This window comes from Aquimarina aggregata (assembly GCF_001632745.1).
Lineage (GTDB): Bacteria > Bacteroidota > Bacteroidia > Flavobacteriales > Flavobacteriaceae > Aquimarina > Aquimarina aggregata.
The window spans coordinates 493,819-507,590 of the sequence record NZ_LQRT01000002.1 but is presented as its reverse complement, the minus strand read 5'-3'; the positions used below and the strand labels follow the sequence as shown (position 1 = coordinate 507,590).

Here is a 13,772-nt window from a genome sequence, read left to right as displayed (position 1 = left end):
TTATTTTTTAATTCACGATAATTTGCTGCCCTATTTTTAAAACGGCATTATATTTTATCGAATTTTTCTTACAAATTTCTGATACAGCTAACCCATGTCTATTAGCTATTCTATGTAATGTATCTCCCTTTTTAACGATGTACGTCTTTTGTTTTTGCTCTTCTTGTATTGTTATATCATCAATAGTTTTATGAACAACAACATTACTTTTACGAGTAGATCTGTGATATCTGGGATTCATCCACTTACGAGTTACATAAAGTATATCTGATCGGATTTTAGCTTCCTTTGTAAATTCAAATAAATATTCGGGATTTACACTTTTTCCGTGATATCTTACTTCTAAATGCAGATGACTCCCTCTAGAGTTACCTGTTATTCCTCCTTTTCCTATAGCCTGCCCTTTTTTGACTTCTTCGTTTTCTTTAACAAGATACTTTGATAAATGTGCATAAACAGTTTCTAATCCATTACGGTGTCTTACAATAACAGTTTTTCCATGTCCCCCATGATAACCAACATAGCGTACTTTACCATCTAATACAGATTTTACACTATCGCCGATATGCAGGTCTATATCTATCCCTTGATGTGGTCTTCCTCTTCTTAATCCATAACGTGAGGTAACCACCATTTTACGATCTACTGGAGAAGAAAAATTTGTAGACTCGAATGCTAATTGAAACGGGTACGTTATCTTTTCTCCGCGATAAGGGTTGAAATTTTGATTATCCCACTTTGCAATAAATTCCTTATTAGAAGGATTTGGAATAACGTATTTTGGTAAGAACTGTTTTTTGTTTTTGTATATCGGAAGATATACAAAAGAACCATTAATAATTAACTCTTTATATTCCTTTACATCAAGTTTTTTTTGTTGACTAAATAAAACTTGTATTGGTATTAAAAAAAATAAAATAATGACAATTAAAGATATTTGCCTCTTACAATTCAAAAACATATTATTAAAAATTTAAGTAGATCTGGGCTGATATCTCTTTTTTACAATATGACCATAAAAATAATACGTTGTTACAATAAAACAATAATTAATTTTAAAAAAAATCTTCGACACAAGTATATCAAAAATCTATACTTTTGATTTACAGTAAATTAGAAAATATATTATATGCAGTACTAACGTAATTATATTGTGGGATATCTATTAAAGTTAAATTTATTAACATTTTTTAAGAAATTGATGTGAAAAAATTAATAGATAGACAAGCAATAAAAAAAATATGCAATAGTTAAAAGAGCATAATAATTAATTGAATAACCATGAAAAAATCATTTGCATTTATTGCACTGTCGGGGGTCATTTTAATGACATCATGTGTATCTAAGAAAAAATATGTAGCTCTAGAACAGCAACTACAGGATACTCAAAGTACACTACAAAGAACAGCTGTAGAAAAAGAAGAGCTAGAAGGTAAATTTGCGAAGATTGAAGCAAGAGTAGCCGATTATAACTCTAAAATTAATTCTTTAAAAGATTCTAATAATGAAAAAATGGTAATGGTAGATGGTATCGCTGCTATTTCTAACAACACCAAAGCTAAAATGGGAGAAACTTTATCAAAAGTTGATCCTCAAAAATTGCAAGGAGCAAAAACTCTTAAGGATTCAATGAATTTAGCAGTATCTCATAATTTAAAAAGTTCATTATCTGATAACCTTAAAGAAGATGAGGATATTTCTATTAATATAGATAATACCGTTGTTATGATTTCTATATCAGATAAAATGCTATTTAACAGTGGAAGCTTTAGAGTTAGTAATAAAGCAGACGACATCTTAAAAAAATTAGCCGATGTAATTAATTCTGAACCAAGTTTAGAAGTAATGGTTGAAGGACATACTGATCCTAGAACTATTAGTACTGCTGTGGTACAAGACAACTGGGATCTTAGTGTTAAAAGAGCAACGTCTATTATAAGAAAATTACAAAATTCTTATAATGTAGATCCTGCTAAATTAATAGCATCTGGTAGAAGTAGTTATAAACCTCTTGTAGAAAATGATACACAAGAAAATATGGCTATAAATAGACGAACAAGAATTGTTTTATTACCAAATATGGACAAATTTTTTGCTATGCTTTCTTCTAACTAGAAGTCACATTTCAAATTATTTTAAAAAAAAGGAAACAAGATTTGTTTCCTTTTTTTTGTTTCTACATTAAACCTTTTATCGCGTTCATAGTCAAAATAGTAAATCAATAAATTTAAAAACTATGAAAGCAATAACATTACAACGAGTATCGGTTACCTCAATTCTATTAGCTTTATTTCTTATTACAAGTAGTTTTAGTTTTACTAAAATTGAATGGGATCACTTAGGTTCTAGAACTGTAAACTATAGATTAGATAAAGATGTAATACATGTAACAGCCAAAAAAGGAGGATTTAAGAAATTAAAGATCAAAGTCACCAATGGGGCTATTAACATGCATAAAATGGTCATTGAATATGGTAATGGCAAAAAAGATATTATACAGCTTAGACATAACTTTTCACGTAGAAGTACCTCTAAAACAATAGATTTAAAGGGAAATAAAAGAGTTATTAAAGATATTACATTCTTTTATGACACAAAGAACCTATCTCGAAAAAGAGCAAAAGTTCATGTTTTTGGAAAACATTAATATAATAAACAGGAAAAGCGAGAACCCCTTAAATAATTCTCGCTTTTTTCATTTTATGATAATATACATCACTTCATTTTATAATATCCACATTTAAGATAAGCTCCCTCCAGAAAACTAATAGGGTGATCAATATCATGAAATGTTTTTTCCAACACATCAAATGCCATCCCCAACTCCAACATACTCGTTTCTGAAATTTCAAAAAAATCATCTGCTGTTACTCTTGATGAACATGATGCTAGTACAAGTGTGCCATTTTTAGATACTAATTTTGATCCTAATTTTGCTAATCTAGCATAACTGTTTTTTGCACCCATAATTTCATTCTCTCGCTTAGCGAAAGATGGTGGATCAATAATTACAATATCAAACTTTTCTTTTCTATTAATCAGATTTTGTAACCCTTCAAATGCATCTGCTACTAAAATCTCATGCTTTCCCTTAGGGTTGTTTAATAAAGCATTTTCTTTTGCCATTTCTAAAGCTTGTTTGCTTATATCTAAACTTACAACTCTTGTAGCTCCTCCTGCAAGTGCATGAACAGAAAAGCCTCCTGCGTACGAAAAAACATCTAATACATGCTTATCTTTTGAAAGCTCTCCTACTCGTTTTCTATTATGCCTATGATCCAAAAAATATCCCGTTTTATGACCTTTAATAACATTCGCAGAGAATAATATTCCGTGTTCTCTAAAAACAACCACTTCGTTTTCTAATTCACCATAAATCACAGAGCCATCTTTTAATCCATAAGATTGATTCTTAGATTGAAGTAAACGACTTAATCTAAGTACGACAGTTTCACAACCAGTAACTTCAATTAAATTAGAAATAATACTATTCAAGTAGGGAAACCAAATATGTGAATATAACTTAACAACTAAAATGGTATCATATATATCCGCAATGCAACCTGGTAAATTATCATTTTCTCCAAAAAGTAATCTATAACTATTGGTATCAGTTTTAAAAAGAGGAATTCTTATACTATAAGCTTCCTTAATCCTTTGTTTAAACCATTCGTCATTAATTTGAGCGGTCTTTTTGAATTGAATAAGTTTAATACGTATAGGAGAATAGGGATCATATAATCCGCAAGCCAAAAAATTATTCTTCCTTACATCGTAAATAATAGCCAAATCTCCTGCTTTTCCCTCAGCACTTTGTTTTGCAATGCTATCTTCAAAAATCCAAGGATGCCCTCTTTTCACCATTTTTTCTGCTACGGGCTTTAGTTTAATGGCTATTCTTTTGGTTTGTATATCGGGAATAATATTAATCATGTGCAAGAATAGTAATAATTTTTCTTCTCTTAAAGCTATATGATTTTAATATTTTATAAGAAACAAAGAGTAGGATTAATCTTAAAGTTAAAAGCACCTATCTCAAGAAGTATCAAGATAGGCGCTCTTATTGTATCGTTAAAACTAAGTCTTGTATTAATCAATTACAACTTTTTACTTAGCTCTTTATATACTAGACGTTTATGTTTTAAATTTGTTACAATAAATCTTAATTATTTTTAAAATTAAATTTTTAACATATTTACATAATTAAATATGTATATTTATTATATGATAAATAAAAGAATACTGGATATTAATAAAGCACTCTCTAATGCTACTAGAATCAATATATTAAAGTGGTTAAAGGATCCCGAAGGTAATTTTCCCCCTCACAAAGATTTAGGGCACTTTAATGATGGGGTTTGTGGGCAAAACATTCAAATAAAATCAGGATTATCTCAACCTACAATTTCCCACTATTTATCTGGTATGCACAGAGCTGGTTTATTAATTAGTACCAGGCACGGAAAGTGGACTTATTTTAAAAGAAACGAAAAAGTAATTAAAGAATATTTAAACACTTTACATCAAGAATTATAAATGACAATAGTTATAACGTTCTGCCAATCTTAATACTATGAAAATACCCATATATCAAATTGACACTTTTACAAAAAAACTTTTTGGCGGTAATCCTGCAGCTATATGTCACCTACCCTATTGGCTTGATGATGAATTATTACAAAATATAGCTATAGAAAACAACTTGGCTGAAACAGGTTTTTTTGTAGAAAAAGAAGAATATTATGAAATAAGATGGTTTATGCCGCATGCAGAAATAGATTTATGTGGGCATGCCACATTAGCATCTGCATATGTTATATTTGAATACATAAATCCAAAACTTAAAAAGATTGTATTTTCATCCCAAAGTGGTGTTTTAAAAGCTAAAAAAGAAGAAAACGGGTCTATTACCCTTGATTTTCCTTCACGACCACCTATACCTGTAACTATACCTGAAGAAATTCATAATGCATTAAGCGCTGAACCTATAGAAGCCTTTGCTGCTAGAGATTTGATAATTACCTTATCTTCTGAAGAAGAAGTAATACTTGAAAAACCCAATTTAAAGCTGCTAAAAAAATTACCCTATTTATGTATTATTATTACCTCAAAAGGAAATAAAGCAGATTTTGTTTCAAGAGTTTTTGATGCTAATGCAGATATTCTTCCAGAAGATCCTGTAACCGGATCTGCCCATTCCTCTTTAGTTCCTTTATGGGCCGCAAAGCTTAACAAGACACAATTGAAAGCTTTTCAATTATCAAAAAGAGGTGGCGAACTGGATTGTAAAATAAAAGGTGACCGCGTGTTTATGAGTGGATATGCAGTACCTTATCTCCTTGGTCAAATTGATATTTAAGTCAGCATCATTTTCTATTAATTATCCATAAATAAATGGTTAATCTTGGTTCTCAATTTTCGTTTATAATCTTCTTCTAACCAATCTCGGTAATTTTTAGTGCTTTTACTAATACAATAAGAGTACCGTCTAACTCTAAATTCTATATCTCTATCTAACAATTTACTAAGAATACGGGCATCAAATACATCTTCACTATTTTCGACACACATTACCGCATGCTGTTCTATAGATTTTTCTAAAACAGTAAGGCTTCTTAAATTAAACCTCTTGGTTTTAGTGTACTCTTCTTCTATATCAAACGTTACATCTTCAGATTTTGCGAATTCTTTACGAATATCTTCTGGCATCACATATTTGAAATTTCTTTCAATCTCTTCATCTCCAACCAAATTATCATAATAAAAATCTGGGGATCTAAATATTGATTGCCAATCTACTTCTGTGTTCCACAATCCAAATCTAGCCGTATTATTACCCATATCGATAATAAAAAACTCTTTCTTAATAGGTAAAATTCTAGATCCTCTTCCGATCATCTGAAAATAAAGAGTTAACGATTTTGTAGCCCTGTTAAGTATGATACTTTCTACAGTAGGTTCATCAAAACCTGTTGTCAAAATACTTACCGAAGTTAAAATAGCATCTTTTGTATGCTTAAACCAATTAAGAATATCTTCTCGTTCTTGTTTACTATTTGTATTATCTAAATGTCTTATGGGGTAGCCAGCCTTCTTAAACGTTTCGTATACATAGACCGATGTATTTATTCCATTATTAAAAATAAGTGTTTTTTTACCCTTTGATCGTTCTTCATAGGCATGTAAAAGTTTATCCTGCATCAACATATTAGTATATAACTCTTCAGATGATTTTACTGTATAATCACCATTCATACCAATTTTTAAAGAAGACAAACCTACATCATAAGTAAATGTTACTGGTTTTGCCAAGAAACCACTTTTTATCAAAGAATTTATAGTATCCCCAACAATTAGTTCATTATAATTATCCTTCATAGGTAATTTCATATTAGAACTAAGCGGGGTTGCAGTAACACCAAGAATAAAGCAATTTTTAAAAAATCTAAACAGTTTTCGAAAAGAATTATAATGGGCTTCATCTATAATTACCATTCCGATATTGTGCAACTCTAACTGATCATCATTAAGCCTATTATTCAATGTTTCGACCATAGCCACAAAACATGTATACTCGTCTTGGTCATTAAGTTCTTTAACAGAACTATTTATGATTTTATTCTTGACCTGAAACTCTGTAAGCATTTTAGAAGTCTGATTGCAGAGCTCTATGCGATGGGTAAGAACGATTACCTTTTTTTTAGTAGTTTCTATATAGCGTCTTACAATCTCTGAAAAAATAACTGTCTTACCTCCTCCTGTTGGAAGTTGATACAACAAATTATAGTTCTTCGGAAACTCCTCAACACGACCAAAAATTTTATCAATATCCCGTTTCTGGTAATCATATAGAACTTTTTGTTCTTTCTTTTCTATTTCTGTGGATGACAATATCGAGGGTTTATAAAAATAAGCTACAAAATTAAACACTTTACAAGGTTATATAAAACAAATGATGGAATATATTTTTTTAATTTTGGGCTTTAAATGTTAATTATTCTTAATTCCTAGAGTAAAAGTTTCTCTTACTTTAGTTTTGAAAATATCTTAACCACTATAAATGAATAAAAAGGATAAAGATTTAATTCCGGTTCAAGCCTTACTTATACCGAAGTCTATATTATATACAGGAAAAATACTTAATTGGATCTCGCCATTTTTAGCTTCAAGATTTGCAGCAAGATTGTTTTTGACACCTTTTGGTTATAAAATGCCCGAAAGAGAAAAAAAAATGTTTGCAGAAGCTCATAAAGAAAAAGTATATATTGATAAAATAAGGAGGAGTGTTGTTGTTTATACTTATGGTACTGCAGAAAAAAAAATACTCCTTAGTCACGGTTGGTCAGGAAGCGGAACCCAACTATCAAAAATAGCAGAACAATTATTAGAAAGAGGATATACTACAGTTAGTTTTGATGCTCCTGCACATGGAAAATCCCCTGGTAAGAGGACCATCATGCCCCATTTTATTGAAACTATTCATCATTTAGAAAAATCACACGGACCTTTTGAAGCCGCTATAGGGCATTCATTAGGCGGAATGTCTCTTCTTAGAGCAACCAAAAATGGATTATCTATCAAAAAATTAGTGATTATAGGCACAGCAAACAGTATAACTGCAATAACTAAAAACTTTGCAAAAAATCTTCAATTAAACAATAAAGTTGGTCAATTATTAAAATCATATTTTGACAAAAGATTTGGTGAAAATCTGGATAATTATTCTGGGGCTACATCTGCAAAAGAAGTAAAAATACCAACATTGGTAATACATGATAAAAATGATGTAGATGTGCACTACAGTGCAGCTCATGAAATAATAAAAGAATTAGAGAACGGACAGTTAATCCTTACAGAACAACTAGGCCATCGCAAAATTTTAGGAGACAAAAAAGTACTAGTTCAAATCCTCAATTTTATTTTGGAATAGTTATTGCTATGTTATACTCAAGGGATTAATACGACTATTAGAAAAACTTTATTAAATTTAATTAAAAAACTATGAAACGTTTTATTCTATTATTTATAGGAGTTCTTGTAATAAGTTGTACAGGTAACGCACAGAAAAAAGAAAAAAAAGAGGAAAAATCCTATGCTGTTTCTAAAACAAACGCAGAATGGAAAAAAATCCTTACCTCAGAGCAGTATTATATTTTGAGACAGGCTGGAACAGAAAGACCTTTTTCTAGTGTCTTAAACAAGCTATATGCCCCAGGTACATTTCATTGTGCAGCGTGTAATACCCCTTTATATCAGAGTGAACATAAATTTGATAGCGGCACAGGATGGCCAAGTTTTGATAGAGCTGTAAAAAATAATGTTGATAAAGATGTTGACTATAAATTAGGATATGCCAGATCAGAATTATTATGCAGTACATGTGGAGGACATTTAGGTCATGTATTTAATGATGGACCAAGAGAAACAACAGGTATGAGACATTGTATTAATGGAGATGCCTTAGTATTTGTTCCAAAAAAAACAACTAATGAGTAACTATCCAATTAAAAAAACTGAGGCTGAATGGAAAAATCAGCTCACAGAAGAAGAATACAGAGTGCTTAGACAAAAAGGTACAGAAAGACCTTTTACAGGCAAATATAATATACATGCAGAAGAAGGAACATACAAATGTATGGGATGTAACACAGCCCTTTTTGAAAGTACTTCTAAATTTGACTCTGGTTGTGGTTGGCCTAGTTTTGATGAATCTATAGAAGGAACTGTAGAATACATCAGGGATACAACACATGGTATGATAAGAACTGAAATATTATGTGCCAATTGTGGAAGCCACTTAGGTCATGTTTTTGATGACGGACCTACAAAGACTGGACAACGATATTGCGTAAACTCTGTAAGTATAGATTTTGACGAAAAATAAATTACTATTAATAAATTATTTACACTTATGAAAAAGATACTCACCCTATTTTGTTTAACTGCATTACTATTAACTTCTTGTAATAATGATGACGATTTTGATAATGACACATTTGCAAGAACATTTGAAGTCACACGGACTTTTAATGCCGCTAATAATTTTGCTGATGAAGCTGTTGTTCCCAATAACGTAGAAGTATTTGATGCTGATGTTGCATTAGTTTTTATTTTAGACCCTATAAGATCTGCCGCAGAAGGAGGTGATGTATGGGAACCTTTACCTAAGACTTTTAATTTTGCACCAGGAGAATTTGCTAGATTCAGTTTCAATTTCATCTTTGATGAACGAACAAATAAGGCTAGTATAGAGTTTGTACTTGAAAGTGATGATTTAACTAGCTTAAATTCGGACATAACTGATAATCAGGTTTTTAGAGTAGTTATAGTACCTTCATCTTTTGCCAGTGATTCAAAAGTAGATTTAAATGATTTAAATGCTGTTAAATCCGCACTGAATTTAGAATTTTAAAAACATTAATTACGCATATACATGCTGTTTAAAAAACGCTATCGAACTGATAGCGTTTTTTTTATTCTATTGCCAAAAATCTAATTGTTAGGGAATATCTAATTCCTTTTTTGGTTCATGAATTATCCTTAAATTCGTGACTTCAAAAAAATCGACATTTATGAGCACATATGATATTATCGTTTTAGGAAGTGGTCCTGGGGGATATGTAACTGCAATTAGAGCATCGCAATTAGGTTTTAAGACTGCAATTGTAGAAAAAGAAAGCTTAGGAGGCGTATGTTTAAATTGGGGGTGCATACCTACAAAAGCATTGTTAAAAAGTGCGCAGGTATTCGAATATTTAAAACATGCATCTGATTATGGATTAACTATAGAAAAATTTGATAAAGATTTTGATGCTGTAGTACAAAGAAGTCGCGGAGTAGCAGATGGAATGAGCAAAGGAGTTCAATTCCTAATGAAAAAAAATAAAATAGATGTAATTGAAGGTTTTGGTAAGTTAAAAGCTAGTGACAAAATAGAGGTTACAGATGCAGACGGAAAATCTTCAGTTTATGAAGCTAAACACATAATTATAGCAACAGGTGCGAGGTCTAGAGAACTTCCTAATTTACCTCAAGATGGTAAAAAAGTTATCGGATACCGTGAAGCCATGACCTTAAAATCACAACCTAAAAAGATGATTGTGGTTGGTTCTGGTGCTATTGGAGTAGAGTTTGCTCATTTTTATAATGCAATGGGTACAGAAGTAACTATTGTAGAATTTTTACCTAATCTAGTACCTCTTGAAGATGAAGAAGTATCAAAACAATTTGGTAGAAATTTCAAGAAAGCAGGTATCAAAGTAATGACTAATTCTTCAGTAGAAAGTGTTGATGTGAGTGGTGATGGTGTAAAAGCTACTGTTAAAACCAAAAAAGGAGAAGAAATCCTTGAAGCTGATATTGTTCTTTCTGCAGTTGGAATCAAAACAAATATTGAAAACATAGGTTTAGAAGAATTAGGAATTGCTACGGATAGAGATAAAATCATTGTTAATGATTGGTATCAAACCAATATTCCAGGTATTTATGCTATAGGAGATGTAGTACCTGGGCCAGCATTAGCTCATGTTGCATCTGCAGAAGGTATTACATGTGTTGAAAAAATTGCTGGTATGCATGTTGAAGCAATAGACTATGGTAATATCCCAGGATGTACCTATGCTTCTCCAGAAATTGCAAGTGTAGGAATGACAGAAAAACAAGCTAAAGAAGCAGGATATGAGCTTAAGATAGGTAAATTTCCTTTTTCAGCATCTGGTAAAGCAAGTGCTGCTGGTACCAAAGATGGTTTTGTTAAAGTTATTTTTGATGCAAAATATGGAGAATGGCTAGGATGCCATATGATCGGAGCTGGTGTTACTGATATGATTGCAGAGGCCGTACTAGGTCGAAAATTAGAAACAACTGGCCATGAAGTGTTAAAAGCTATCCACCCTCACCCAACGATGAGTGAGGCCGTTATGGAAGCTGTTGCCGATGCCTATGACGAAGTAATACATTTATAATAGTATAAGTGTATTTTAAATAAAAAATCACCCCAAAATTCAGAGAATTTTGGGGTGATTTTATTTTTATGTTGAAAAAATACTATGATTTATTCAGAAAACTATGAATTGCTAATTCATAACTCTGTAAACCAAAACCTAATATTACACCATGTGCATTCGGTGAAATATAAGATTGGTGTCTAAACTCTTCTCTACCAAATGTATTAGAAATATGTACCTCAATTACTGGTGTAGTTACTGCTTTAATAGCATCCCCAATACCAATAGACGTATGCGTATACGCTCCCGCATTTAGAATTACCCCATCAAAATCATCATCTGCTTCTTGAATTTTTGTAATTAATTCTCCCTCAATGTTAGATTGAAAATAGGTTAATGAAATATCAGAGAATTTCGCTTGTAATGTTTTAAAAAAATCTTCAAAAGTCTGGTTTCCATATATACCAGGCTCTCTTTTTCCCAACATATTTAAATTTGGGCCATTTAGTATTAATATTTTCATTGTGATATTGGTTCCTGTCTTCTGTTATTCTTTGTTTTAAATAAATAGCCAATAGATAATTGTAGTAATGAATTAGTATTATTAATACCATCTATATTAGATACATTACTAAGCCCTAGCCCATAGTGTAATTGAAAAAACATACCGCTTTCTGCTTTGTACCCTGCTCCTATCATCCAACTAAAATCAACATCATTAAAAGCTTCAAAAAACTCATCTTCGGTATCTTCATCACCTATTGATCTTGAACTACTTGCCAATGTTGATAATCTCGGTCCTGTTTCAAAACTAAACTTTGGTGTGAAATAAAATTTTGTTAATACAGGTAAACTTAAATAATTAAGACTAATTTTATTTTCCTCTCCATTTTCATCAATCGTAAATCCTTGTGCAGAATACAATACTTCTGTTTGAATATAAAATCGCTGAGAGATAGGGAACTCTATTACTGCTCCTAAATGAATTCGTGTTCTTGCATCTGCATTATCAATGTCTCCAGTTAGATTACTATAATTAAGTCCCAGTTTAAAACCTGCTCTAGTATATAATGGATCTTCATCTTGTCCCTGTACATTGAACACAATCATGAATACTGCAAAAAATAGATATATGTATTTTTTCATAATGATAATATATAACTAACCAAAAGTAGTTTTATTTTTTAAAATACTAGAAAATATAGTGTACAAAAAAAGCGTCCGATAAAATGAACGCTTCTTAATATCTGTACTACTAAAATACATTAAAACTTATATCCTACCGATAATTGGATTACAGAGTTTTTAATTTCTTCACTAACCCCATCAATATCATTAATATCTGATAAACCAAGGTTATAACGACCTTCAAAAAATATTCCTGCCGCTAATTGATACCCAAGACCAAAGTTAAGTCCAAAATCTATTCCTTTAATAAACTCATCTGCATCTATTTCCACTTCTACACCGTCTCCTTCTGTTTTAGACTTAGCAGAAGCTAAAAAACCAATTTGAGGACCTGCTTGTAAACTTAACCCTTGAGCAATATAATACTTCGCCATTAATGGAATATTAATATAATTCAAGTTAAGCTTAGAGTCAATACCGCCATCCTCTTCAGAAGAACCCTGAGAAGAATAGAGTATTTCTGGTTGGAAAGCAAATTTTTCAGAAATAGGAATTTCAACAATAGCTCCTAAATGAAAACCCGTTTTACCATCTACATCATCTGTACCATCTCCTGTAATTGTTGCAAAGTTAACCCCTGCCTTGGCTCCAAATCTTATACCCTCTTCTTGGGCAGTAGTTACTAAACTAAAAGAAGCTAATACAGCTACTAATAAAATTTTTTTCATAATGATTGATTTAAAATGAATGTTTATTTATTTGTAATTCATCGATAAAATTATACTTTTTAACGACAAAAACATGTTTTTTATATATTATTTTTGTTATGAATCTAGATACAAATTGATTACCCCTTGTAATACAATACTTTAAAGTTTTAAAAAGAAGTCAAAACCTTAATCTAAAGCATAAAAAAACTAATCTGTTACTAAAAAGAGTACTAAAAACACTTAAAATTGAGAGTATTTTAACTTTTTATACAAGTATATTCTATAGTTTAGTCCCAACTTTAAACAACAATTATTATGAAAAAACTGATTTTAACTGCAATAGCAGTATTGGCTTTTAGTGCTGTACAAGCACAGGACGAAACTACAGAAGGATTTACAAAAGGAGATGCCTTTATTTCAGGCTCTTTTGGTTTTAATTCTTCATCTACAGGTGATGACAAGACTTCGTCATTCTCTGTATCTCCAAGAGTTGGATATTTCGTTTCTGAAAATATTACCGTAGGAGCTAGGATTTCGTATCAAACAATATCTCAAGAAAACGGTGCTATTGACACAGATACAAATACTATTACTGCAGGAGCTTTTGGGAGATATTATTTTACTCCAGCAAGTAAATTTTCAATCTTTGGTGAATTTGGCATTGATTATCAATCAATTAATTTTGATAACGGCACCACTGATTCTACTACAGATGGGTTCGCACTAACATTGCGTCCAGGAGTAAGTTATTTTTTAAATAACAATTTTGCACTAGAAGCAGCTTGGGGAGCTTTATCCTATGCAACAGCTAATCCCGATCAAGGTGAGTCTAGCGATAATTTTTCGATTGGCCTAAACTTAGACAATATTAACTTAGGATTAGTCTATAAATTTTAACTTAGTATCAAATCAGTAATAAAAGCCACCTCAAGAGATCGAGGTGGCTTACTTTTTATATCTTAGTACTAATAATTCTGAAAATCTATTG

General features: G+C 31.1%; 16 protein-coding genes. 10 read left to right on the top strand and 6 right to left on the bottom strand.

Features of this window, described 5'->3' with window-relative positions:
• Positions 1-7 precede the first annotated feature (7 nt).
• Entirely contained in the window at positions 8-955 is a 948-nt protein-coding gene (locus tag AWE51_RS03960; RefSeq protein WP_198403792.1) for a peptidoglycan DD-metalloendopeptidase family protein, read from the bottom strand.
• Between the two features lie 326 nt (positions 956-1,281).
• On the opposite strand from AWE51_RS03960, the gene AWE51_RS03955 reads away from it, so the two are divergent.
• Positions 1,282-2,115 (top strand): OmpA/MotB family protein, encoded by an 834-nt coding sequence (locus AWE51_RS03955; RefSeq protein ID WP_066309768.1) that lies wholly within the window; start codon positions 1,282-1,284, stop codon positions 2,113-2,115.
• A 121-nt stretch (positions 2,116-2,236) separates the two neighbouring features.
• A complete protein-coding gene (locus AWE51_RS03950) occupies positions 2,237-2,647 on the top strand; it encodes a DUF2541 family protein (protein WP_066309766.1) in 411 nt (136 codons plus the stop codon).
• Positions 2,648-2,715: 68 nt separating this feature from the next.
• Here AWE51_RS03950 and AWE51_RS03945 read toward each other — a convergent pair whose 3' ends face one another.
• Positions 2,716-3,933 carry a class I SAM-dependent rRNA methyltransferase gene (locus tag AWE51_RS03945; RefSeq protein ID WP_066309763.1) on the bottom strand — a complete coding sequence of 406 codons (1,218 nt, stop codon included), beginning with the start codon at positions 3,931-3,933 and terminating at the stop codon, positions 2,716-2,718.
• Positions 3,934-4,224: 291 nt separating this feature from the next.
• On the opposite strand from AWE51_RS03945, the gene AWE51_RS03940 reads away from it, so the two are divergent.
• Together AWE51_RS03940 and AWE51_RS03935 are read left to right on the top strand one after the other, a co-directional pair.
• Complete coding sequence (locus tag AWE51_RS03940) at positions 4,225-4,536, top strand: ArsR/SmtB family transcription factor (protein ID WP_066310970.1); 312 nt, start codon at positions 4,225-4,227, stop codon at positions 4,534-4,536.
• A 37-nt stretch (positions 4,537-4,573) separates the two neighbouring features.
• Positions 4,574-5,359, top strand: a complete 786-nt coding sequence (locus AWE51_RS03935) for a PhzF family phenazine biosynthesis protein (RefSeq protein WP_066309760.1) — start codon at positions 4,574-4,576, stop codon at positions 5,357-5,359.
• 17 nt (positions 5,360-5,376) lie between these two features.
• On the opposite strand, the gene AWE51_RS03930 is transcribed toward AWE51_RS03935, so the two are convergent.
• The gene (locus AWE51_RS03930; protein ID WP_082832304.1) at positions 5,377-6,891 is read right to left on the bottom strand and encodes a DEAD/DEAH box helicase; all 1,515 of its coding nucleotides are present in this window, start codon (positions 6,889-6,891) and stop codon (positions 5,377-5,379) included.
• Positions 6,892-7,060: 169 nt separating this feature from the next.
• Between AWE51_RS03930 and AWE51_RS03925 the strand changes: the two genes are divergently transcribed.
• From AWE51_RS03925 to lpdA, 5 genes are all read left to right on the top strand, one after another.
• Positions 7,061-7,930 (top strand): alpha/beta hydrolase, encoded by an 870-nt coding sequence (locus AWE51_RS03925; RefSeq protein ID WP_066309757.1) that lies wholly within the window; start codon positions 7,061-7,063, stop codon positions 7,928-7,930.
• Positions 7,931-8,001: 71 nt separating this feature from the next.
• The gene (gene msrB, locus AWE51_RS03920) at positions 8,002-8,496 is read left to right on the top strand and encodes a peptide-methionine (R)-S-oxide reductase MsrB (protein ID WP_066309754.1); all 495 of its coding nucleotides are present in this window, start codon (positions 8,002-8,004) and stop codon (positions 8,494-8,496) included.
• On the top strand, positions 8,489-8,884 hold the full coding sequence (msrB, locus tag AWE51_RS03915) for a peptide-methionine (R)-S-oxide reductase MsrB (RefSeq protein ID WP_066309751.1): 396 nt from the start codon (positions 8,489-8,491) through the stop codon (positions 8,882-8,884). The genes msrB (AWE51_RS03920) and msrB (AWE51_RS03915) overlap by 8 nt, the downstream gene beginning before the upstream one ends.
• A 27-nt stretch (positions 8,885-8,911) precedes the next feature.
• Positions 8,912-9,412 (top strand): hypothetical protein, encoded by a 501-nt coding sequence (locus tag AWE51_RS03910; protein WP_066309748.1) that lies wholly within the window; start codon positions 8,912-8,914, stop codon positions 9,410-9,412.
• Between the two features lie 160 nt (positions 9,413-9,572).
• Entirely contained in the window at positions 9,573-10,964 is a 1,392-nt protein-coding gene (lpdA, locus tag AWE51_RS03905) for a dihydrolipoyl dehydrogenase (RefSeq protein WP_066309747.1), read from the top strand.
• Positions 10,965-11,046: 82 nt separating this feature from the next.
• Here lpdA and aroQ read toward each other — a convergent pair whose 3' ends face one another.
• The 3 genes from aroQ to AWE51_RS03890 all read right to left on the bottom strand — a co-directional run bounded on the left by aroQ (position 11,047) and on the right by AWE51_RS03890 (position 12,802).
• Entirely contained in the window at positions 11,047-11,469 is a 423-nt protein-coding gene (aroQ, locus tag AWE51_RS03900) for a type II 3-dehydroquinate dehydratase (RefSeq protein WP_066309745.1), read from the bottom strand.
• The gene (locus tag AWE51_RS03895) at positions 11,466-12,092 is read right to left on the bottom strand and encodes a porin family protein (RefSeq protein WP_082832303.1); all 627 of its coding nucleotides are present in this window, start codon (positions 12,090-12,092) and stop codon (positions 11,466-11,468) included. Before AWE51_RS03895 ends, aroQ begins: the two co-directional genes overlap by 4 nt.
• A gap of 119 nt (positions 12,093-12,211) precedes the next feature.
• Positions 12,212-12,802 (bottom strand): porin family protein, encoded by a 591-nt coding sequence (locus tag AWE51_RS03890; protein ID WP_066309740.1) that lies wholly within the window; start codon positions 12,800-12,802, stop codon positions 12,212-12,214.
• A 297-nt stretch (positions 12,803-13,099) separates the two neighbouring features.
• Here AWE51_RS03890 and AWE51_RS03885 point away from each other — a divergent pair, with 297 nt between their 5' ends.
• Positions 13,100-13,681: an outer membrane beta-barrel protein gene (locus tag AWE51_RS03885; RefSeq protein WP_066309739.1), complete on the top strand. Its 582-nt coding sequence runs from the start codon at positions 13,100-13,102 to the stop codon at positions 13,679-13,681.
• Positions 13,682-13,772: the final 91 nt, after the last annotated feature.